Raw genomic sequence first — 20327 nt, 5'->3', positions numbered from 1 at the left:
CCATGGGGCACCGGCGTTTTGACCGTCTTGTGGACACATCCCCGCCCGCCCCGCGCCGATCGCGGTGCGGGCGGTTAGGTTGTCCCCCATCAGTTCGCATCATATGGGGACGGCAATGGCCGATCAGGGCGTTTCACAACAGGATGGGAGCCAGGGGCTGAAGCAGGCGCTGGCAGCTATTGTCGGGCCCGCCAATGTCCGCGACGATGACACCACGCGTCGCCTGCATAGCGGCGATATCTGGAGCGAGAGCGCCGAGCCGGTGGCCCTGGTCGTCACGCCCGCCGATCTGGATCAGCTTTCCCAGGTGATGGCCGCGCTGCATCAGGCCGGCGCTACCGTGGCGCCACGCGGCGCGGGGATGAGCTATACCAGCGGCTATATCCCGGCGGTCGGTGGCACCGTGTCGCTGGACATGAAGCGGATGAACCGGATCATCGACCTGCGGCCCGACGACATGGTGGTGACGGTGGAAGCCGGCTGCACCTGGATCGACCTGAACAAAGCCCTGGCATCCCACGGCTTGCGCACCCCTTTCTGGGGTCCGATGTCGGGCCTGACCTCCACCATTGGCGGGGGCGTGTCGCAGTTGAACGCCATGCTGGGCGCCGGCCATTACGGCACCACCAGCGAAAGCGTCGTCGCATTGACCATGGTGCTGGCGGATGGGCAGGTATTGCGCACCGGTGCGCGCGGGGCGGATGGCGATACGCCTTTCTATCGTCATTTCGGCCCCGATCTGACCGGTATTTTCTGTGGTGATTGTGGCAGCTTCGGCGTGAAGGCCCATATCACGCTGCGGCTGATCCAGGCCCCCCAGCACGAGGATTATGCATCATTCGCCTTCCGCACCGGGGGCGACCTGTTGCGTGCCATGGCCGCCATGGCACGGGCGGGTATCGCTGCGGAAATGTGCGCCTTCGATCCCGGTCTGACCAAGGTTCGCATGCAGCGCGCTTCCTTGACCGGCGACGTCAAGGCACTTGGCGCTGTCATTACGAAACAGAAATCACTGTTGAAGGGTTTGAAGGAAGGCTTCCGCATCGCCAAGGCTGGCCGTGATTTTGTCGATCTGGACAGCTATCCGCTGCATATGATCGCAGAAGGCCGCACCGCTGAAGGGGTCGCCCATGACATGGCGACGGCCCGACGCATCGCGACGGAAAATGGCGGGCAGGAGATCGAGAACACGATCGCCAAGGTCATCCGCGCCATGCCGTTCCCGCCGCTGAACAGCGCCTTGGGGCCGCGCGCGCAGCGCTGGATTCCCATCCATGGTGTAACGTCGCTTTCCAAGGCGCCGGCGTTGTTCGACGCGCTGGAGGCCATCTTCGCCCAGTTCGCGGAGGATATGGCCCGCCTCGATATCAGCACCGGTTATCTGTTCACGTCGCTTTCCACCAACGGCCTGATCCTGGAGCCGGTGATTTACTGGCCGGAACAGACACTACCCGTACATCACGAAGCCTTGGAGCCCAGCCACATGGCCCGGTTGCCGGAGCTGCCCGCCAATCCCGAAGCAACAGCCATTGTTACAAGCATTAGGAAACTATTGGTTGCAAAATTCCGTGAATTTGGATGCGGTCACTTGCAAATTGGCCGGACATATTCGTATCGTGACAGCCGTGACCCCGCCAGTCGCGACCTTCTTGATGCCATCAAGGATGCCGTTGATCCAACCCGGTCATTGAATCCGGGCGTGCTGGGCTTTGCCATGAACGGAAAGAACAGGGAATGACCGCAACCTATCGGGCCATACGGCTCAACCGCTTTGCCGAGAGTTTCCGCGCCGGGGCGGACATCATGACCGAACCGCTGCGCGACCCCGGTCCTGGTGAAATCCGGGTCCGAAACCAATGGTGCGGGGTGAACGGGATCTTTGATACCCAGATTGCCCGCAACGCCGTGGATTATATCCGCATCCCGCTGCCCACCTATACCGGCGTGGAAGCCATCGGCGTGGTAGAAGCAGTTGGTGAGGGTGTGACCGGCTTCCAGGTCGGCGATGCCGCCGCCACGATCCGCTTCACCGGCGGGTATCGGGAAGCCAATATCGGGCCGGCCGGACAATTCATCCGCGTGCCGTCCTGCAGCCGTGACATCCTGGCCCTGGCTTCTACAGGTGTTTCGGCATTGCTGGCGATTGAACATGTGGGTGGAATCAGGCAGGGGGAAACGGTCGCCATTTCCGCCGCAGCCGGGGGCTTGGGCCATTTCCTGGTGCAGATTGCCAAGCTGCACGGGGCCCATGTCATCGCGGTGTGCGGCGGTGACCGCAAGGCTGCCTTCGTCCACAGCCTGGGGGCGGACCGGGTGATCGATTATAAGCGCGAAGATGTGGCCGCCATCCTGGCAGCAGAATATCCGAACAAGCTCAACCTTGCCATCGACACGGTCAGCGGCGGCATTTTCGATGCGTTCCTGGACAATGTCGCCCCGTTGGGCCGGGTGGTCGTGGCCGGTGCAGCACAGGATCTGGATGGGCGGCCGGAAGTCGTTACCGGTCCGCGCATCGCCCATAAGCTCTATTACAAGGGCGCGTCTGTGCGCGGCTTCATGAACGGGCTTTTGACCGACCTGTGGCCAGAAGCGCGGGAAAAACTGTTCGCCCTGCACGCGGCTGGCAAAATCGCCGTGACGTTCGACGATGGTGTGTTTTCCGGTCTGGATCAGGTGCCGGACGCGGTCGAACATCTGCTTTCTGGCCGGTCGATGGGCAAGGTCATCGTCGATCTGCGGTCATAATCTTCCAAGAAAGGGATATCGGAAATGAGCAACAATCTCGCCGATCTGCGTCGCGACATGCCGCTGCTGGCCCGCAACGAGGGCGTCTGGGAAGGCTGGTATCGTTATTACAGCGCCGAGACCGGCAAGCTGATCGACCAGCACCGCTCCCGCCTGATCTGCCGCTTCCGGGAAGAGGGGGAGTTCCCCTATCACCAGACCAATCACTATTTCTGGGAAGATGGCCGGACCGAGGAGCGTGACTTCCCGGCCTCTTACGCCGACGGCCGTATCTGGTGGGACAATGACCTGATCACCGGCTGGGCTGCCGCCATGAAGCCGGATGATTTCAACCGCTCCACCTGCCTGAACTGGACCCGTAAGGGGGAGCCGGATCTGTATCTCTATGAGATGATCCAGATCTCCGACTGCGGCAAGTTCCGGTCCCGTACCTGGCATTGGTACAAGGCCGGCCGCTGCTTCCAGCGCACCCTGATTGACGAGAAGTTCGTCACCAAGGACTGGCAGAATTTCAGCGACAATTCCGCCCCCAACAACTGACCGGAAGCTGTGCCGTGACGTTTGATTATTCTATTCCGGTTGTCATCGCGGGTGGCGGGGCGGCGGGTGCCGTAGCCGCCCTGGCCGCCCGCGATGCCGGGGCCGATGTGCTGCTGCTGGAACAGGATGCAACGCCTTACGGCACGACCTCCATGTCTCAGGGCCTGCTCTGTGCCGCCGGTACGGCGGCGCAGCAGCAGGCGGGGATCGATGATGATGGCGAGCGTCTGTTCGCTGACATCATGGAAAAGACCAGGGGCCAGACCGATCCGGTCCTGGCCCGCGCCCTGGCCTATGGCTCCGGCCCGGCACTGGACTGGCTGGTGAGCGCACACGGCCTGCCCTACACGCTGGACCAGCGCTTCAAGGCCGCCTTCGGGCATAGCCGCCTGCGGGTCCATGGCTGGCCGGGCCATTCTGGCGCGGATACGCTTCAGTTCCTGCATCGGCGCATGGCCGAGAGGGGCGTGGATATTCTCTACCAGGCCCGTCTGGTCGATCTGCTGAAGGACGAAACCGGTCGGGTGCGCGGCATCACCATTGAACGGCCGGGCGGGGAACGGGAAAGTCTGGGCTGTGACAGCCTGGTGCTGGCGACCGGCGGTTTTGCCGGCAATCATGATATGGTCCGCACCCATATCCCCGATGCGGCCGATGCCCATTATCACGGGCATGAGGGCAGCGATGGGCTGGGCATCCGGCTGGGGGCTGGTGTCGGCGGTGCCCTGGCCGATATGGGGGCCTATCAGGGCTACGGCATGCTGACTAACCCGCAAGGGGTCACCCTGCCGCCGGGCTTTATCCTGGAAGGGGGATTCCTGGTTAATGCCCATGGCGCCCGCTTCGACAATGAAACTGCGGACATTTCCGCCATTGTGCATCCCGTGCTGGCACAGCCGGGGGGAAAAGCCTGGATCATCTTCGATGAGCGGATTGAAGCGGCTTGCGCCCATATCCATGAAAGTGCCCAGCTTCGCGAGTTGAACGCCGCCCGCCGCGCTGCGGACAGTGCTGAACTGGCTGCCGCCATCGGCGCCGATCCCGCCACACTCGACAATGCTTTGGCCGATGCCTGGGCCGCCCATCGCAGTGGAAAGCCAGACAGCCAGGGGCGCCTGTGGGCGGAAACGCCACCGCAGGGGAACTTGCGGGCCTTGCGCGTGCGCGGTGCGCTCTATCATACCCAGGGCGGGCTGGCGATTGACGCTACGGGCCAGGTCTTGCGCGCCGATGGCAGCACCCTGCCCAACCTGTTTGCCTGCGGCGGCGCGGCGCGGTCGGTTTCCGGGCCATCCTGCTGGGGTTATCTGCCCGCCATGGGCATCTGCACTGCGTTCACGCTGGGCCGGCTGGCGGGCATGGCCGCGGCCCGGTCGGACCTGGCATCATCATCGGATTGACCATTCCCCGCGCTGTTGCCGGGCAATCGCAAAAAGGCCTTGAGAGGACACGCCATGCGTATCACCGCTGCCATTCTGGACCAGATCGGCCTGCCCGGCCCCTATGCCGAAAGCCGCCCCCTGCGGCTGGCAGAGGTGGAACTGGCCCCTCCCCGGCCGGGTGAATTGCTGGTGCGGATCGACGCGGCCGGCCTTTGCCATTCCGACCTGTCGGTGATCAATGGCGACCGGCCCCGGCCCATGCCGATGGCTTTGGGCCATGAAGCAGCGGCAACGGTGATTGAGACAGGCGATCCCGCCAGCGAGTTCAAGCCCGGTGACCGTGTCGTGCTGGCCTTCCTGCCCGCCTGTGGCCAATGCGCCTGCTGTGGCGCGGGGGAGGGCTATCTCTGCCAGCCGGGCGCCACCGCCAATGGTGAGGGGCGTTTGCTGCGCGGCGGCCGCCGGCTGATGGAATTGCCGGGCCAGGAAATCCATCATCATCTGGGTGTGTCCGCCTTTGCCACCCATGCGGTGGTGGACCAGCGCTCCGCCGTGAAAATCCCGTCCGACATCGCACCGGAAATCGCCGCCCTGTTCGGCTGCGCCGTCCTGACCGGCGTGGGAGCGGTGATGAATACGGCCACTGTCCGGCCGGGGGAAAGCGTGGTTGTTTACGGGCTGGGCGGTGTCGGCCTGTCCTCCCTGCTGGGTGCGGTGGCCGCGGGGGCCAATCCCGTCATCGCCGTGGACCCGCTGGAGGAAAAGCGCAAGCTGGCGCTGGAACTGGGGGCCGCCGCCGCCGTCGCCCCGGCCGATGCCGCCCAGGCCATTGCCGACCTGACGGGCGGTGGTGCCGATGTCGCCATTGAAACAGCGGGCAAGGCAGCCGTGCTGGCCGCCGCCTACAAATCCACCCGGCGCGGTGGGCGCACCATCACCGTGGGCCTGCCCAACCCGGCGGAGATGTTGAGCTTCCCGGCTGTCTCCCTGGTGGCGGAAGGCAAGACGCTGATGGGCAGCTATATGGGCTCTTCCATCCCTGCCCGTGACGTGCCGCGCTATATCGGGCTGTGGCGGGCGGGCCGCCTGCCCGTTCACCGGCTGCTGTCGGGCACTGCCCCCCTGTCGGAGATTAACCGCCTGATGGATGATCTGGCCGCCGGCCGGGTGATCCGGCAGGTGGTCTTGCCGGGCTGATCCGTCACCTTGATGCCCCGCTATAGCTACGTGCCGCAATAGCGGGGCATTGCCCGCTCAATCCGTGACCGGCAGCGGGGCCGCCGGATCAACCAGTTTGGCGGCCCGGATTTCCCGCCAGAAGTCCGCGGGGATCACTTCTCTCAACGCCGCGCCATCCTCAGCAATGCGGGAGGGGCGGCTGGCTCCCGGTATAACCGTTGCCACCGCGGGGTTCGCCAGGGAGAATTGCAGCCCGGCAGCCTTCATGCTGACGCCATAGCGGTCAGCAATGGCCTTGATCCGCGCCACTTTTTCCAGGATGGCGGGCGTCGCTGGCGCATATTCAAAATTTGGCCCGCCAACCAGCGCCCCGGAACTGTAAGGGCCACCAACGACAATCCCCAGGCCCCGCGCCGCCACCATCGGCATCACGCGCTGTAAAGCGCGGTCATGGTCCAGAAGGGTGTAACGGCCCGCCAGCAGGAACCCGTCCGGCTTGTAACCTTCCATCTGCAGCAGCAGTTCAATCGGCTCCACCCGGTTAACGCCCAGGCCCCAGGCCTTGATCACGCCTTCGTCCCGCAACCGGTCCAGTACCTTGAAGGCGCCCTTGCGTGCGCTTTCAAACATGCCCAGCCATTCATCGCCATAGAAATCCTGGGCCACATCATGGACCCAGACGATTTCGATATGGTCTGTCTGCAGGCGTTTCAGGCTGTCCTCGATGGAGCGCAGCGTCGCATCAGCGGAATAATCATTCACGACCTTGTTGGGTAGCCCGTGCTGGAAGACACCACTCTTCTCCCCCTGGTCCCGGCTGGCGGTATCTTCCGTTTCGTCCAGGATCAGACGACCGACCTTGGTGCTGATGACGTAGTCGGCCCGGTTGCGCCCGGCCAGCGCCTTGCCCATGCGGATTTCCGCCAGCCCAGCCCCATAGAAGGGCGCATTGTCGAAATAGCGGATACCGTCATCCCAGGCGGCGTTCACTGTCGCCTGGGCCTCCTCCTCCGGAATGTCGCGGAACATGTTGCCAAGCGGTGCGGCGCCAAAGCCAAGCCGGCTGGGCAGGATATCCTTGATGGCCATGATCTCAATCCTTGTGTGAAGAGGACAGCAGGTGGTTACCCTTTCAAGGTCAACCACCTGTTCTCATAGGAAGTTCCAGGCGTTTTGCCGTGACGTCAGAGCAGACGCAGAACCAGCTCTGCCACTGCGGCGGAGGATTGCGGGTTCTGCCCTGTCACCAGCCGGCCATCCTGGATGGCATTGGGCGACCAGTCAGCCGCGCCATGGTGAATGGCACCCAGTTCCTTCAGCCGGCTTTCCAGCAGGAAAGGCACCTTCTCCACCCCATCCACCGCGCGTTCTTCTGCATCGGTAAAGGCGGCAATAGTGCGACCGGCGATGAAGGGGGTGCCGTCCGTCCGGCGCATCCCGGCAAAGACTGCGGGCGCATGACAGACGCTGGCGATCACCCGGCCGGTAGCATCAAAGTGAAACAGCAGGTCATGCAGTTTCTTATTATAGGGCATATCGAAAACCGTGCCATGGCCGCCCGGCATATAGACGGCATCGAACCCATCCGTGGCCAGCGTGTCAAAGGCGGGCGTATCGGCCAGGACGGCAATCGCATCAGCCCATTTCTCCGCCTCTTCGGCCGATGGCGTGCTTTTCGGATCAACCGGCACCTTGCCACCGGCGACAGAAGTGACCACCACTTCATGCCCGGCCTTGGTGAAGGCATTATAGGGAACGGCATGCTCCTCCACCCATAAGCCTGTGGGCTCGCCATTCAGCATGCGGTCATGGCTGGTGAGGATGAACAGGATCTTGGACATGTGACAGCTCCTTGGTCTGGATGGCGCAAGCCTATATCCGCGAGATGTATTTAAAAAATTTATCTTTCCAATTTCAGATATCATATGAAACTATAACTGTATGAAATACGACCTGAACCTGCTGCGGACCTTCATGGCGCTGATGGAGGAGCGCAATGTCACCCGTGCTGCGGAAAAGCTGGGCATCACCCAGCCGGCCTTGTCCAATGCGCTGGCGCGCCTGCGCATCCTGCTGCGCGATCCGCTTTTCATCCGGGAGCGGTATGGCATGCAGCCAACGGACAAGGCGCAGGAACTGGCACCGCTGATCGCCGATACCCTGGCGATCCTGGATGACATGATCCTGGGCCAGCAGGAATTCGACCCCAAACGGGCTGAACGGCTTTTCACCATCGCCCCAAACAGCTTTGTCGAATTTGTTCTGATGCCGGCGGTAGTGGCCCGGCTGCGGGTGGAAGCGCCGGGTATCAAGCTGCGCCTGACGCCCTATGGCACCGATCTGGCGGAAACGGGTGTCATTTCCGGCACCACGGCGCTGGTCATGGGCCGCATCCCCGATCCGCCCGATAATCTGGTGGTGCAGCATCTGATGGATGATGGGCTTGCCTGCATCGTCCGCGCCGACCATCCGGAGATCGGAAACTCCATCTCCCGCGAACAATATGAACGGCTGAAACATGTCAACATGCTGCCGCCCGGCCGGCTGCGGGTGGGGCTGTTTCAGGCCTTGGAACGGCAGGCGCTCCGGCGGGAAGTTGCCGTCTCCGTCACCCATTTCCTGGCCATTCCGGAACTGATCGCGGTAACGGATTACTGCTCCACCCTGCCGACGCTGATCTGCCGCCGGCTGGCGCATGACCCCCGTCTGAAGATCGTGCCCTCCCCTGTCGATCTGGGCACCTTCCCGGTGGATATGGCATGGCATGTCCGATACCGCCACGATCCGGCCCATCGCTGGCTGCGGGAGTTGATCGGGGATGTGGCCCGGCAGATCGCCACCCCCTGACATCATCAGGGGGTGGCCCTTTGGTCAGACCGCCACGGCCAGGACAGGCTGGGTTGCGACAGAGCGGAGATCGTCGATCAAGGCCGTCACGCGCGCCGGATCAGCATCCCAGGCGAACATGAAGCGCGCGGCACCGCCGATGAAGGTGTAAAAACGCCAACCCTTCGCCCGCAGACCGTCCAGGATGGCCGGCGAAGCGGTCAGGAACACAGCATTGGCCTGTACCGGATAGGCCAGTTCCACCCCTTCAAGTCCCACCACGGCGGCACCAAGCCGGGCTGCGCATTCATTGGCGTGGGTGGCGTTGGCAAGCCACGCGCCGCTTTCCAGCAAGCCGACCCAGGGGGCGGCCAGGAAGCGCATTTTGGAGGCAAGCTGCCCCGCCTGCTTGCAGCGCCATTCAAAATCTTCGGCCTGGGAATGGTTGAAGAACAGGATGGCCTCTCCCACCGCCATGCCATTCTTGGTGCCGCCAAAGCACAGCACATCCACGCCGGCCTTCCAGGTGATATCGGCAGGGGAACAACCCAGCGCCGCACAGGCATTGGCGAAGCGGGCGCCATCCATATGCAGATGCAGGCCCAACTCCCGGCAGACCGCTGACAGGGCCTTGATCTCCGCCACCGTATAAACCAATCCCGTTTCGGTCGGCTGGGTGATGGTGACAGCGCGCGGCTTGGGAAAATGGATGTCCGACCGGCCGGTTGCCAGGGCGCGCACGGCGTCGGGCGTCAGCTTGCCATCCGGCGTGGGGGCCACCAGCAGCTTCGATCCGTTGGAGAAGAACTCCGGCGCGCCGCATTCATCCGTCTCCACATGGGCGAAGGAGGAGCAGATGACGCTGTGATAGGACTGGCACAAGGCCGCCAGCGCCAGGGAATTGGCTGCCGTGCCGTTGAAGGCGAAAAACACCTCGCAATCGGTGCCGAACAGGGTGCGGAACGCATCTGCCGCCCGGCTGGTCCAGGCATCATCGCCATAGGCCGGGACATGGCCCTGGTTGGCCTGCTCCATCGCAGCCCAGGCTTCCGGACAGATACCGGCGTAATTGTCACTGGCGAATTGTTGGATGAATTGCTGCATGTCCGACAGTCCATTGCTGAATTTTCAGTTGGAGAGTCGGTACGACGCGCGTGGGCTTCCCGTTTTTGCCGGTACGGCCACATCCTCCCCTTTGACGGGGAGCACCACCTTGCCCGGGAGCAGGTTGGTGTCGAGCGTCGGCCCGACTCTTGATGCTTTGAACCAGTGATTAACCGTGGCCCGTCCCCGTGGCAAGCGGAGAATTTTTCTGGTCAGGAATGCGGCGGAGGCAGGTCCGCCTCTTCATGTTGCCCGACCTTCCCCTTTGCTTGCCTGTTTTTCCTGACCGTCTGTCCACGCCCCATATCATTGATTATCAATGATTTTCAGTAAATGCCGACGATGGATGGAGATTATGATGAACGCTTGCCGTCTCTTTCTGGCGATCCTGCTTGCCGCTTTGCCAATGGCGGCCGATGCCCAGACAATGGCCGAACGGCTGCGACAGGGGGATGAAACCGTCCGCAGCCTGAACCAGGGACGCCCCCAGCCCGTATTAGAGGCCATGCGCCAGGAGTTCCCCTTCCTCGCGGACGCGACCCAAGCCTATGCGCTGGGCGATGTATGGTCACGCCCCGGCCTGGATGCCCGCACCCGGCAACTGGCAGCGGTGGCGGCCTTCGCCGCCATTGGTGAAACCGGCTTCATGAAAACCCATGCCGGCTACGCCCTGAATGTCGGCGCGACGGAGGATGAACTGAAGGAGATCATCTATATGGTCACCGTCCCCGCAGGCTTTCCCAAGGCGATTTCCGCATCCCAGGCGCTGGCGGACCTGTTTGCGCAAAGGCGCGCAGACGCCAAGGCGCCGTGAACGGGTCCGGTCAGGGTGGGCAGATTTCAGCCCAGATGAAGCTCGGTGATGTAGGTCATCAGGGCGTGGCTGGCATTCAGCATATGGGCGCGCATGCAGCGGGCGCTTTCATCCCCGTCGCCACGCGCCATGGCGTGCAGAATTTCCCCATGTTCGGCATGGGACTGCACCAGCCGGTCGCCACGCCTTAGCTGGGTGCGGCGGAACGCGGCCAGCTTGCCCCGTACCGCTGCCGTCTGAGTGGCCATGAACTGGTTGCGTGTCGCCTTGTAGATGGTTTCATGGAAGGAACGGTTGAAGGCGTCATAGGCATCCACATCATGGTTCTTCACCAGCAGGGTGGAAGCATGGTGCATGTCATACAGCGTGCTGCGTTCCGCTGCCGTAACGCGATAGGTGGCAAGGCGCACGCACATTGCCTCCAGTTCGGCCATCGTCTCGAACATATCCATGATCTGTTCGCGCGTCACGGTGGCGACGAACACCCCGCGCCGCGGGCGGATTTCTACCATCCCATGGACGGAAAGCTGGCGCAGTGCCTCCCGCACCGGGGTGCGCGAGGTGCCGAACCGGTCAGCCAGTTGCTGTTCATCCAGGGACAGGCCGGGACGCAGGCGACCGGTGGCGATTTCATCCGACAGGGTTTGCCGGATCATGTCGGACAGCAGCGCCCGCTCCTCGTTCGGCGTGTCGGTTGAAATCTCGGGTTCCACGTCGATGCTGGTCATGATCCATTCCTGGCGCCAAGGGAGGGGAAGGATAGCCGGTGCGGTCCGATCATTCCAGATAACGCCGCACCCAAGCGGCAACACCGGGCAGGCTCTGGAATTCCGCCACCGACCGCACCGGCAGATCGGGGTATCTCTCCCGCGCGATGCGGGACAGGGCGTCCCCGGGCCCCAGTTCCAGCAGCAGGGTGCAGCCCCGTTCCAACAGCCCGTCAAGACAGGCTGCCCATTCCACCGTGCGGGTCAGTTGCGCCGCCAGCACCTCCCGCCCCCGGTCCGGTCGCCAGACCGGGCTGCCATCAATGCCAGCCATGACAGGGAAGGCCGGCGCGGCCATGGGCACCTGCTGCAAGGCCGCCAGAAACGGGGCGACCGCCGGCAGCATCAGATCGGTATGGGAGGCGACATCGACGGCAATATCGGTGAGGGAGGCACCAGCCGTCAGCAGCCCCTCCCGCAAAGCATCAATCTCCGCCACTCGCCCGCCAATGACGAAGCGATCCGGCCCATTGGCGATGGCGATCCGGGCGCCGGTCTGGGCAAGCCGCTGCCGGCTCACCCCCCGTACCCCCAGCATGGCACCGAGAGCGCCTGCCGCCGCCATGGCCGCATCCATCAGGCTTGCCCGCCGGCCCGCCAATTCCAGCAAGGTGGAAATGTCCAGGCTGCCGGCGACATGATAGGCGGAAAGCTCCCCGATACTATAGCCGGCAACGGCCTGGGGGCGGGGGAGAAGCGGCTGCAAACCCGCCCAGATGGCAGCCTGTGTGGCGCATAACAAAGGTTGCGCCACGGCATTGCGGGTGATCCGGGCGGGGTCACCCGCCAGCAGGTCGCGCGGATGCTGGCCCAGCAAGGGCGTGGCTTGGTCCAGAGCGTTTTCCGCCGCCGCGATGCCGGCGACAATCTCCAGCATGCAAGCATGCTGCCCGCCCTGACCGGGGCAGAGAATGCCCAATCCCATGCCCTATCCTTCACCCTGCGACCAGAGGAACCAGACGGCGGCCAGCATATCGGCGCTGCCCCCCGGTGACAGCCAGCGTGCCACGCTGTCCCGGTGCAGGGCCAGCGCTTCCTCCCGCCATCCTGCCCGCAAGGCACCGCCCCCGGCCAGGAAAGCGCCAGCCCTTTCCCGGATGAAGTCCAGTCCCGGCTTGCCGCCACGATGCAGCAGATTGGTATCGGCCAGATGGGCCATGCTGGCGAAAAGCGCCTGGATGCCCGCCCTTTCCCGGCACCCCGTGACCGCCAGTGCTTGATGCAGTGCCGGCAGAACGATCCGGTAGAGGGTGGGGAAACCTTCTGCCGCTTCCTGCCGCGCGCCGCGCACACCATGGCCTCGCACGGCAAGGCTGCCATGGCTGGGGCTGGCTTTAGTGCCGGCGGCCATGATCTCCGGTCCCCAGCGGTCGGACACGATACGGCCTAGCGGCACATCAAGCCCCATTACCCGCCGCAGACCGGCAGCAGCGGCCAGCAGGCCGATGCAGAACACGGCCCCGCGATGGGTATTGATACCGCCGGTGGCGGCCAGCATCCGTCGTTCCGCCGCCTGACCCAGCCGTGCCAGGGTGGCAAAGGGTGCATCCGCGGCACCGGCCGCCGCAATCTCCCGGTAATAGGGCCGCAGGGCCGACAGGCTGCGCATGAAGGTGCCCATATCCATGTCGACGTGGCTGCCATTGTCCAGCGGGCTGACCAGCCCCGGTTTGGGCGCCAGGGACAGTTCCGTATAAAGCGCCCAGATGGCCGACCGGCCAATTTCCGCCGACAAGGCATCATGCGACCGGTCGGGGCGAAGCTGGATCGGGTGGATCATGCCGCCATCCCCCACATTTCCCGTTCCAAAGCGGCACTTTCGGCCAGATAGACCTGATCCGCCGCCTTGACCAGCACCTGCCCGCCGCCCAGCCATTCCCGCCACGCCACCGCGCGCCCGCCGGGCAGCAGGATTTCCCCATCCAGGCGGGGCTGTGCCCGCACAGCCAGGGGCCGCAGCCCCGCCAGCAGCCCCTGCAGCGCGGCGGCGTCCGCCGGGGTGAAAAGCAGGTCCAGGTCTGACCGGTCTGGTCGCACATAATCCAGCCCTGTCATTCCCGCCCAGGCCAGGGAGCCATAGACCCGTGCCGGATGGCCAAGGGCCGACACCCCCCCCACCGTTGGCCGCCAGGAAGGCGGCACCGGCAGATCGGCCAGCAAGGGCGGGGGGGCATGGCGGACAATGGCGTCACGCTCGATATAGAGGGCGATACGGCGCTTATCCGGCGTCGCCAGTCCCAGGCGCAGGGCACCCGGCGCGTCGCCCGGCTGGGATCGGGCCACGATCAGCGGGTGACCATCCCCGACCCAGCGCGCGACCAGCGCCTCCTCCCTCAAGCCAGCCAGCAGACCCTCCCGCCAGGACGGCCCCAGCCAGACGAAATCATGCCGGGTCGGGGCGTCAGACGGGATCATGGCGCACCCGTTCCGCCACCTTATAGGCCATCAGGCGCCCTTCCCGTTCCAGGCCATGCGCCCGGCGGCGATCCGGTCCTGTCGGGCTGTCCAGCGCCGTGGCAAGGCAGGCGGCAAGGTCGCCCTGCCAGAAATCCCGGATTGCGCCCATGCGGCGATAATTCTCCACCCCCGGCGCGAAAACGGGATTATCCAGGCTAAGGGCCTCCAGCCGTTCCAGCGGGATTTTGGTGACCCGCGACATGGCCGGCAGGTTCATCACCCGTACCTCCGCATCCGGCAGGGCATAGCATTCATCCGCCAGCAGGCTGGAGGCCAGGAAACCACCGCTGACTGCCTGTGACCAGACCAGACCGATGGTGCGATGGCCCTGGCGACGGGCCAGATCCAGGCATTTCGCCAGATGTGCCATATAGCCGTTGATGCCCAGCAGTTCATCCCGCCGGCTGGGCCGCTGGCCCTTGGTATCGACCAGCAGCAGGATGGGGCGGCCAGGATGGTTGCGCACCGTATCCAGCACGATCCCGGCCATCCGGTGCGCCAATTCCACCCCAATATAAACGCCGCCCTGTGTCCCGAGGACAGCGACAATCTTGTCCCCGACCTGACCGGTGCCGGTGAAAAACTCACCGTCAAAATCTATCTCGGCCCCCTGGGGAAACAGGGTGTTGATCAGGTGATTGGCATCCATGCTCATGCCCTCCTGTCCTGGGTGCGGGCGACGAATTCCGGGATTTCCAGCAGCGGCAGGCCGGCTGGCTCCTCAATCCCCAGCGAACGCCAGATATCGATTGCGTCCCGGCATTGCCCAAACCGTTCCAGCCTGTTTGCCAGCCGCCTATGTTCGGCCTGCATTGCCGCCAGCGACAGGTCGGGCGCCTGGGCCTGACGCAGCAAGCCGATGGCCGCATCGCGGAAAGCGGCGATAGCATCGGGCACGATGCCTGCCGCCTCCCCCAGCAGATAGCGATGCTTGCCGCCCAGCGTGCGCCAGACCAGGGCACGATCACGGCTATCGAACTCCTCCACCCCCATGGTGGTTTCAATCACTTCAGGCCCGGAAAGGCCCAGCCGGCCCTCCTCGCTCATCACCACGGCGTCACACAGGCGGCTGGCAATGCCCATGCCGCCGAAACAGCCGAACTGCCCGCCATCCAGGACAAAGACAGGAATTCCCGCCGCACGCACGGCCAGGATGGCGCGCATGATCTCCGATACCGCGATCAGCCCGGCATTGGCTTCATGCAGCCGCACGCCACCGCTTTCCACCAGCAGCAGTACGGCAGCCGGCTTTTCATCCAGCGCGCGTTCCAGCAGGCCGGTCAGCTTGGCGCCATGCACCTCCCCCACCGCACCGCCCATGAAGCCGCCTTCCTGGGCGGCAGCCAGCACCGGCTTGCCATCCAGCAGGCCCTTGCCCACGATGATCCCGTCATCGAACGCGGCGGGTGTGTCCAACTGGCGCAGATGCGGGCTGGAAATGCGGGCCGATGGCGGCAGGATTTCCTGGAAACTGCCTTCATCCAGCAGGCCCAGCAGCCGCTCGCGGGCGCTCGCCTCGTAATAGCTGCTCATGCTGCCCCTCCCGCCTTGAAGGCTTCCATTGCCTGATCCAGCCGCAGGCTAACCACAGCCGGCGTGGCCCCCACATCATTGATGGAAATCAGAATGTTGGACGGGGCATGGCGATTAAAAAAATCGTCCAGCACAGCCTGCCAGATGGGCCGGAAGCCGGTGGCGGCGGTTACCACCTCCACCCGCGCGGCCCCGGACAGGTCATGCGCTTCCACCAGCACTTCCAGATTGCCGGAGCCGACAACGCCCACCAGGGCCGGCGGGCGGTTGCTGGCGGGAACGGGCTTGCCGTCGCGATAATCGAAAACCAGGGTTTCCATGGGCGTGCCCTCCCCTTACCAGTTGCGGAAGCGTTTGGGCGGGTCGTAGAGACCGCCCGACGCGCGCACCAGATCCTTCACGGTGCGGGCGGCCAGCAGGTCGCGCGTCGCCTCCCGCTTGTCGATACCCAGATCCTCGGGCCGGCGGATGATGCCCCGGTCGCGCAGATTTTCCACCGCCCGCCGGTCGCGGGCCAGCCCCACCGGCGTATAGCCGGCAACGCCGCGGATCGCCTGTTCGCGCTCTTCCTCACCCCGGCAGAGCAGCAGGTTGGCGATGCCCTCCTCCGTCACGATATGGCTGACATCCTCGCCATAGATCATGACCGGCGGCAGGTCCATGCCGGCATTCTCTGCCAGTTCCCAGGCGTCCAGCTTTTCAACAAAGGCCGGCTGCATATGCTCGCGGAAGGTTTCCACCATCTGCACCACCAGCTTCTGGCCCCGTGGCGTCAGGCCCGACCCATCGCGCGCCTCCCGCCCCGCCTTCAGCCAGGTTGGGCTGGCATGGCGGCGACCCCGCGCATCGGCCCCCATATTGGGGGCACCGCCAAAGCCGGCAATGCGGCCCAGCGTGGCGGTGGAGCTGTTGCCGGTAAGGTCGATCTGCAAGGTGGAGCCGATGAACAGGTCGCAGGCATAATGTCCTGCCGCCTGACACAATGCCCGGTTGGACCGCATCGACCCGTCCGGCCCGGTGAAGAAAACATCCGGTCGGGCACGGATATAATCCTCCATGCCCAGTTCCGATCCAAAGGAATGGACGGATTGGACAAAGCCCGCCTCAATCGCCGGGATCAAGGCCGGGTGCGGGTTCAGCGCCCAGTGGCGACAGATTTTCCCCCTCAACCCCAACCGCTCGGCATAGGTCGGCAAAAGCAGCTCAATGGCGGCGGTATCAAAGCCGATGCCATGGTTCAGCCGATTCACCTCATATTCGGCATAGATGCCCTTGATGACCATCATGGCCATCAGCACCTGGATTTCGGATATCTGGGCCGGGTCGCGGGTGAAAAGCGGCTCGATATAATGCGGCTTCGGGCTTTGTATAACGAAATCGACCCAGCCGCCCGGAATGTCGACACGCGGCACCTGATCGACCAGTTCGTTCACCTGGGCGATCACGATACCGCGCTTGAAGCAGGTCGCCTCCACGATCACGGGCGTGTCTTCGGTATTGGGACCGGTATAGAGGTTGCCGGCGGCATCCGCCGCTTGTGCCGCGACCAGGGCGATGCGCGGCGTCAGGTCAGTGAAATAGCGGCCGAACAGTTCCAGGTAGGTGTGGATGGCGCCGATGGAAAGCTGTCCACCCGCCAGCAGCTTGGCCAGCCGCCCCGCCTGGGGACCGGAAAAGGAGAAATCCAGCTTACTGGCAATGCCCTTCTCAAAAACATCCAGATGTTCCGGCAGGGCCAATACGGACTGAACCATGTGCAGATCATGCACCTGGGCCGGATCCAGACCGGCCAGCACCTTGGCCAGGAAATCGGCCTGCTTCTGGTTATTGCCTTCCAGGCAAACCCGGTCGCCCGGCTCCAGCACAGCCTCCAGCAGGGCCGTGGCATCATCGGCCTGGACGACCTTTCCCCTGGTTAAAGGGGCGGCACGGGCAAGCCGCTGGTCGCGGTTGCGGGTGGTCGTATCCCAGTCGCGCATCCATCACCTTCCTGCCCGGTTGGGCTGATTTTCGGGCGGCGCCTGCGTCGTCAGATCGCTTCGCCGCCACCCTCCCATCTTTATCGCTGCCGACAGCAAGGCCGACATCGCGCTTTCTTGTCCACAGTATTTCGGCAAATTTACGATTTGCAAATACAAAAATGCGGTATATCGTCACATTGCGTATGCATGAAGCGACCGGGGGCAACCTGGCGCATACGACGTTGAACCAACGTCGCGGACGGAGGATTCCCTGATGAGAGTGCGTGAAAAGGCGCATCTGCGCGCCCTGCATCCCATTTCTTTCATCGCGCTTCCCGGCGGCTGACATTCGTCACTGCCGATCCCCGTGGGATCGGTGGTCTGGTCATGCCCATCTTCCGACCCGCCCGGCGACATGCCGGCCAAGGAGGTGCGATGTCTCCCGAAATGATTTCGATCTATGGTCTGGCCGCCATGTTCCTGGTGGCCACCATTCTGCCCATCAATATGGGCATCCTGGCCTTTGTCGGCGCCTTCCTGGTCGGCACGCTGGTCGCGGACCAGACAACAAAACAGATCATCGCCGGCTTTCCCGGCAGCCTGTTCCTGACCCTGGTCGGTATTACCTATCTGTTTGCGATTGCACAGAATAACGGCACGATCGACTGGCTGGTCCGGCTGGCCGTGCGGGCTGTGCGTGGACGGATTGTTGCCATTCCCTGGATCATTTTTGGCATCTCCGCACTGCTGACCTCGGTTGGTGCCGTCAGCCCGGGTGCAGTCGCGATCATCGCGCCCATCGCCCTGGGTTTTGCCGCCAAATATAATATCAGCCCATTGATGATGGGCCTTATGGTCGTCCACGGCGCCCAGGCGGGCGGTTTCTCCCCCATCTCCATCTATGGCGGCATCACCAACCGGGTCGTGGAAAATGCAGGATTACCATTAAACGAGCTGGCAACTTTCGGTGCCAGTCTGGGCGTCAACTTCGCCGTGGCCCTGCTGCTGTTCTTCGTGTTGGGGGGAACCAAGCTGTTTGGCCGGCGGGCCACCGCGAACGGTGTCGTCGGGGGCCCATCCGCCGCCTACGCCGATGCGCACCAATATGGGGACAGCGAGGCTGAATCCTTTATGGAGGAGCGGCGCACCGCCAGCGGTGGCGGCAAAGTGATGGGCAATGGCGGCAGTGCTGTGGCCCCCGATCTGCCCGATGTGCCGCTGGAACGCTGGCTGACCGTGCTTGGGATCCTGTTGCTGGCCGTGCTGACCCTGGCCTTCAACATGGACATCGGCTTTATCGCGCTGACCATTGGTCTTGGCCTGTCGCTGCTGTCACCCAACCGTCAGAAGCGCGCCGTCGGACAGATCACCTGGCCGGAAATTCTTCTGATCACCGGTGTTTCCACCTATGTGGCAGTGCTGGAAAAGATGGGCACCATCGATTGGGTGGGCCTTGGCGTGGCGGACCTCACCTCGCCCCTGATGGCGGCCCTGCTGCTTTGCTTCATCGGGGCCGTCGTGTCAGCGTTTGCCTCCTCCACGGCTGTGCTGGGATCGCTGATCCCGCTGGCCGTGCCCTTCCTGCAAAGCGGGACGGGTGTGGATGCGGTCGGCTTCATCGCCGCCATGGCCGTGGCATCCACCATTGTGGATGTCAGCCCCTTCTCCACCAATGGCGCGCTGGTGCTGGCCAACGCGCAGGGCGTAGACAAGGACAAGTTCTTCAAACTGCTGCTGAAGTACGGCGCCCTTGTCACCATTGTGGCGCCAGTCGTGCTGTGGGTGATCTTTGTACTGATCTGATTACCAGAGACTGGGCGATGGCATCTCACCCCTGGTGGGTGCCATCGCTCAGCCAGTTGATGCCGCCGCCAACCGGGTTGCGGTTCAGATAGCGGTCGGTCATCGCCGCGGCACTGGCAGCCGCATTGCGGGTCAGCAGCGCCGACAAACGGTGCATCAGGCCTGGGCCTTCTGCCCCATGGGAAGGTTGATCAAAGGTGGCGTGATTGAAAGCGACGCCGGACATGGCTTACCACTCCAAGGATTGTGCAACGCACTATATATGGAGCGATCAACCCCGGCTCACATCCTGATATATTGCATTGCAGCATGGCGCTGTGTGGACATTGAAACGAAAAAGGCCGCCTCCCGTATGGAAGGCGGCCTTTTTGCCGTATCTTTGTTCAAGCCCCGGCCGAGCTAGCCAGGGTTTGAAACATCAGCCATCAGCGCTTGGCGACCCGGTCAATCAGACCGGCCCAGTTGCTGACGGAAATGAAGTGGCAATAAACCAGATGCAGCCACCCGCGCTCACGCCAGCGCAGGAACTCCTCCGCCGGCAGGGCGTTGAAGCGGGCTTCGTCAATCACCTTGAAGCCGTTCAGGCTCAACTTGTCGCCATTCAGCAAGGTGATGTCGGCGCGATTTTCCACCAGCAGGTCATTATCCACCAGCGCCTGGACGAACTCTGCCGTGGCGGCATGGTGGGCCTGGAACTGACGGCAGAATTCCAGGGCACGGTCGGCCAACTCGGTCGGCTTGCCATCCTTGAACAGCAGATTGCTGTCATCTTCCACCAGGGCCGGGCTGGCCTCGTCCACGCACAGGACGAACTCACCACGTTCCTTGTCCTCCAGGAAGATGAAGGGATAACGGCGGACATAGCTGGGAACATAGATATCCTGTTCCCACTGCTTGTCGGCACCGACAAACAGGTTCTCTTCGTCCCGCAGGCCCAGCAGCGCCACCGGCTGCGGGAAAGCCGCATCAGCGAACAGGATGGGGAAAAACTTGCAGACCAGCGTGAATTCCGTCGCGATCACCGGCACGGAATTGGTCTTGGCGGCGAAACTGAAATCATTGCTGGCCACAAGCGACAGGTTCTTGTCGCGGTCAGCCAGAACAGGACGCGGGCGCACATACAGGACGGGCAGTTCAGAATTGCTCATTGATTTACGCTCTCAGGAGAAGGGAGGACGGGGTGGATGAGTTTGCATCATCCGCCCCGTCATCGTCA

General features: G+C 63.5%; 21 protein-coding genes and 1 riboswitch. Of the genes, 8 read left to right on the top strand and 13 right to left on the bottom strand.

The window, feature by feature from the left end:
- The first annotated feature begins 115 nt into the window (after positions 1–115).
- Genes G473_RS0113320 through G473_RS0113300 form a run of 5 tightly spaced genes read left to right on the top strand, consistent with a single transcriptional unit; the run spans position 116 to position 5864 of the window.
- Positions 116–1738 (top strand): FAD-binding oxidoreductase, encoded by a 1623-nt coding sequence (locus G473_RS0113320; RefSeq protein ID WP_029013505.1) that lies wholly within the window; start codon positions 116–118, stop codon positions 1736–1738.
- On the top strand, positions 1735–2745 hold the full coding sequence (locus G473_RS0113315) for a zinc-binding dehydrogenase (protein ID WP_029013504.1): 1011 nt from the start codon (positions 1735–1737) through the stop codon (positions 2743–2745). The genes G473_RS0113320 and G473_RS0113315 overlap by 4 nt, the downstream gene beginning before the upstream one ends.
- 24 nt (positions 2746–2769) lie before the next feature.
- Positions 2770–3285 carry a hypothetical protein gene (locus tag G473_RS0113310; RefSeq protein WP_035707131.1) on the top strand — a complete coding sequence of 172 codons (516 nt, stop codon included), beginning with the start codon at positions 2770–2772 and terminating at the stop codon, positions 3283–3285.
- 14 nt (positions 3286–3299) lie between these two features.
- Positions 3300–4685: an FAD-dependent oxidoreductase gene (locus G473_RS0113305; RefSeq protein ID WP_051330258.1), complete on the top strand. Its 1386-nt coding sequence runs from the start codon at positions 3300–3302 to the stop codon at positions 4683–4685.
- 54 nt (positions 4686–4739) lie between these two features.
- Positions 4740–5864 (top strand): zinc-binding dehydrogenase, encoded by a 1125-nt coding sequence (locus tag G473_RS0113300; RefSeq protein WP_029013501.1) that lies wholly within the window; start codon positions 4740–4742, stop codon positions 5862–5864.
- Between the two features lie 57 nt (positions 5865–5921).
- Here G473_RS0113300 and G473_RS0113295 read toward each other — a convergent pair whose 3' ends face one another.
- Positions 5922–6935, bottom strand: a complete 1014-nt coding sequence (locus tag G473_RS0113295; RefSeq protein WP_029013500.1) for an aldo/keto reductase — start codon at positions 6933–6935, stop codon at positions 5922–5924.
- A 95-nt stretch (positions 6936–7030) separates the two neighbouring features.
- Positions 7031–7687, bottom strand: a complete 657-nt coding sequence (locus G473_RS0113290) for a type 1 glutamine amidotransferase domain-containing protein (protein WP_029013499.1) — start codon at positions 7685–7687, stop codon at positions 7031–7033.
- Between the two features lie 100 nt (positions 7688–7787).
- On the opposite strand from G473_RS0113290, the gene G473_RS0113285 reads away from it, so the two are divergent.
- Positions 7788–8693, top strand: a complete 906-nt coding sequence (locus G473_RS0113285; protein WP_029013498.1) for a LysR family transcriptional regulator — start codon at positions 7788–7790, stop codon at positions 8691–8693.
- A gap of 24 nt (positions 8694–8717) precedes the next feature.
- Here G473_RS0113285 and G473_RS0113280 read toward each other — a convergent pair whose 3' ends face one another.
- Positions 8718–9776: a threonine aldolase family protein gene (locus G473_RS0113280; protein ID WP_029013497.1), complete on the bottom strand. Its 1059-nt coding sequence runs from the start codon at positions 9774–9776 to the stop codon at positions 8718–8720.
- A gap of 51 nt (positions 9777–9827) precedes the next feature.
- A riboswitch (SAM-I-IV-variant riboswitch) is annotated at positions 9828–9937 on the bottom strand.
- A gap of 194 nt (positions 9938–10131) precedes the next feature.
- On the opposite strand from G473_RS0113280, the gene G473_RS0113275 reads away from it, so the two are divergent.
- Positions 10132–10590, top strand: a complete 459-nt coding sequence (locus tag G473_RS0113275; protein ID WP_154667402.1) for a carboxymuconolactone decarboxylase family protein — start codon at positions 10132–10134, stop codon at positions 10588–10590.
- A 26-nt stretch (positions 10591–10616) separates the two neighbouring features.
- Here G473_RS0113275 and G473_RS0113270 read toward each other — a convergent pair whose 3' ends face one another.
- The 8 genes from G473_RS0113270 to mdcA are packed head-to-tail and all read right to left on the bottom strand — an operon-like array spanning position 10617 to position 17326.
- Positions 10617–11318 (bottom strand): GntR family transcriptional regulator, encoded by a 702-nt coding sequence (locus tag G473_RS0113270; RefSeq protein ID WP_029013495.1) that lies wholly within the window; start codon positions 11316–11318, stop codon positions 10617–10619.
- A gap of 49 nt (positions 11319–11367) precedes the next feature.
- Positions 11368–12282 (bottom strand): ACP S-malonyltransferase, encoded by a 915-nt coding sequence (locus G473_RS0113265; protein ID WP_029013494.1) that lies wholly within the window; start codon positions 12280–12282, stop codon positions 11368–11370.
- 3 nt (positions 12283–12285) lie between these two features.
- Positions 12286–13137 carry a triphosphoribosyl-dephospho-CoA synthase MdcB gene (mdcB, locus tag G473_RS0113260; protein ID WP_029013493.1) on the bottom strand — a complete coding sequence of 284 codons (852 nt, stop codon included), beginning with the start codon at positions 13135–13137 and terminating at the stop codon, positions 12286–12288.
- Positions 13134–13772 (bottom strand): malonate decarboxylase holo-[acyl-carrier-protein] synthase, encoded by a 639-nt coding sequence (gene mdcG, locus G473_RS0113255; protein WP_029013492.1) that lies wholly within the window; start codon positions 13770–13772, stop codon positions 13134–13136. The genes mdcB and mdcG overlap by 4 nt, the downstream gene beginning before the upstream one ends.
- Entirely contained in the window at positions 13759–14469 is a 711-nt protein-coding gene (gene mdcE / locus G473_RS0113250) for a biotin-independent malonate decarboxylase subunit gamma (RefSeq protein WP_245580063.1), read from the bottom strand. Before mdcE ends, mdcG begins: the two co-directional genes overlap by 14 nt.
- Positions 14466–15347, bottom strand: coding sequence for a biotin-independent malonate decarboxylase subunit beta (locus tag G473_RS0113245; RefSeq protein ID WP_029013490.1), 882 nt, complete (start codon positions 15345–15347; stop codon positions 14466–14468). Before G473_RS0113245 ends, mdcE begins: the two co-directional genes overlap by 4 nt.
- Positions 15344–15667: a malonate decarboxylase acyl carrier protein gene (gene mdcC, locus G473_RS0113240; RefSeq protein WP_029013489.1), complete on the bottom strand. Its 324-nt coding sequence runs from the start codon at positions 15665–15667 to the stop codon at positions 15344–15346. The genes G473_RS0113245 and mdcC overlap by 4 nt, the downstream gene beginning before the upstream one ends.
- Positions 15668–15682: 15 nt before the next feature.
- Positions 15683–17326 carry a malonate decarboxylase subunit alpha gene (gene mdcA / locus G473_RS0113235; RefSeq protein WP_029013488.1) on the bottom strand — a complete coding sequence of 548 codons (1644 nt, stop codon included), beginning with the start codon at positions 17324–17326 and terminating at the stop codon, positions 15683–15685.
- 417 nt (positions 17327–17743) lie between these two features.
- On the opposite strand from mdcA, the gene G473_RS0113230 reads away from it, so the two are divergent.
- Positions 17744–19111, top strand: coding sequence for an SLC13 family permease (locus G473_RS0113230; protein ID WP_029013487.1), 1368 nt, complete (start codon positions 17744–17746; stop codon positions 19109–19111).
- A gap of 25 nt (positions 19112–19136) precedes the next feature.
- Here G473_RS0113230 and G473_RS31090 read toward each other — a convergent pair whose 3' ends face one another.
- Together G473_RS31090 and G473_RS0113220 are read right to left on the bottom strand one after the other, a co-directional pair.
- Entirely contained in the window at positions 19137–19268 is a 132-nt protein-coding gene (locus tag G473_RS31090; protein ID WP_281169920.1) for a hypothetical protein, read from the bottom strand.
- Positions 19269–19536: 268 nt separating this feature from the next.
- Complete coding sequence (locus tag G473_RS0113220) at positions 19537–20259, bottom strand: SapC family protein (protein WP_029013485.1); 723 nt, start codon at positions 20257–20259, stop codon at positions 19537–19539.
- Positions 20260–20327 lie beyond the last annotated feature (68 nt).

Origin of the sequence: Niveispirillum irakense DSM 11586 (assembly GCF_000429645.1) — a bacterium.
GTDB lineage: Bacteria > Pseudomonadota > Alphaproteobacteria > Azospirillales > Azospirillaceae > Niveispirillum > Niveispirillum irakense.
The sequence above is the reverse complement of the archived record's forward strand: the minus strand, read 5'-3'. Positions and strand labels throughout refer to the sequence as shown.

Bases quoted from the DNA above. Each gene is read 5' to 3' on its own strand.
- G473_RS0113310 (WP_035707131.1), top strand. From the start codon at position 2,770: ATGAGCAACAATCTCGCCGATCTGCGTCGCGACATGCCGCTGCTGGCC.
- G473_RS0113275 (WP_154667402.1), top strand. From the start codon at position 10,132: ATGATGAACGCTTGCCGTCTCTTTCTGGCGATCCTGCTTGCCGCTTTG.
- mdcE (WP_245580063.1), bottom strand. From the start codon at position 14,469: ATGAGCATGGATGCCAATCACCTGATCAACACCCTGTTTCCCCAGGGG.
- mdcG (WP_029013492.1), bottom strand. From the start codon at position 13,772: ATGATCCCGTCTGACGCCCCGACCCGGCATGATTTCGTCTGGCTGGGG.
- G473_RS31090 (WP_281169920.1), bottom strand. From the start codon at position 19,268: ATGCACCGTTTGTCGGCGCTGCTGACCCGCAATGCGGCTGCCAGTGCC.
- mdcC (WP_029013489.1), bottom strand. From the start codon at position 15,667: ATGGAAACCCTGGTTTTCGATTATCGCGACGGCAAGCCCGTTCCCGCC.
- G473_RS0113295 (WP_029013500.1), bottom strand. From the start codon at position 6,935: ATGGCCATCAAGGATATCCTGCCCAGCCGGCTTGGCTTTGGCGCCGCA.
- G473_RS0113220 (WP_029013485.1), bottom strand. From the start codon at position 20,259: ATGAGCAATTCTGAACTGCCCGTCCTGTATGTGCGCCCGCGTCCTGTT.
- G473_RS0113265 (WP_029013494.1), bottom strand. From the start codon at position 12,282: ATGGGATTGGGCATTCTCTGCCCCGGTCAGGGCGGGCAGCATGCTTGC.
- mdcB (WP_029013493.1), bottom strand. From the start codon at position 13,137: ATGATCCACCCGATCCAGCTTCGCCCCGACCGGTCGCATGATGCCTTG.
- mdcA (WP_029013488.1), bottom strand. From the start codon at position 17,326: ATGCGCGACTGGGATACGACCACCCGCAACCGCGACCAGCGGCTTGCC.
- G473_RS0113290 (WP_029013499.1), bottom strand. From the start codon at position 7,687: ATGTCCAAGATCCTGTTCATCCTCACCAGCCATGACCGCATGCTGAAT.
- G473_RS0113245 (WP_029013490.1), bottom strand. From the start codon at position 15,347: ATGAGCAGCTATTACGAGGCGAGCGCCCGCGAGCGGCTGCTGGGCCTG.
- G473_RS0113315 (WP_029013504.1), top strand. From the start codon at position 1,735: ATGACCGCAACCTATCGGGCCATACGGCTCAACCGCTTTGCCGAGAGT.
- G473_RS0113230 (WP_029013487.1), top strand. From the start codon at position 17,744: ATGTCTCCCGAAATGATTTCGATCTATGGTCTGGCCGCCATGTTCCTG.
- G473_RS0113320 (WP_029013505.1), top strand. From the start codon at position 116: ATGGCCGATCAGGGCGTTTCACAACAGGATGGGAGCCAGGGGCTGAAG.
- G473_RS0113300 (WP_029013501.1), top strand. From the start codon at position 4,740: ATGCGTATCACCGCTGCCATTCTGGACCAGATCGGCCTGCCCGGCCCC.
- G473_RS0113285 (WP_029013498.1), top strand. From the start codon at position 7,788: ATGAAATACGACCTGAACCTGCTGCGGACCTTCATGGCGCTGATGGAG.
- G473_RS0113280 (WP_029013497.1), bottom strand. From the start codon at position 9,776: ATGCAGCAATTCATCCAACAATTCGCCAGTGACAATTACGCCGGTATC.
- G473_RS0113270 (WP_029013495.1), bottom strand. From the start codon at position 11,318: ATGACCAGCATCGACGTGGAACCCGAGATTTCAACCGACACGCCGAAC.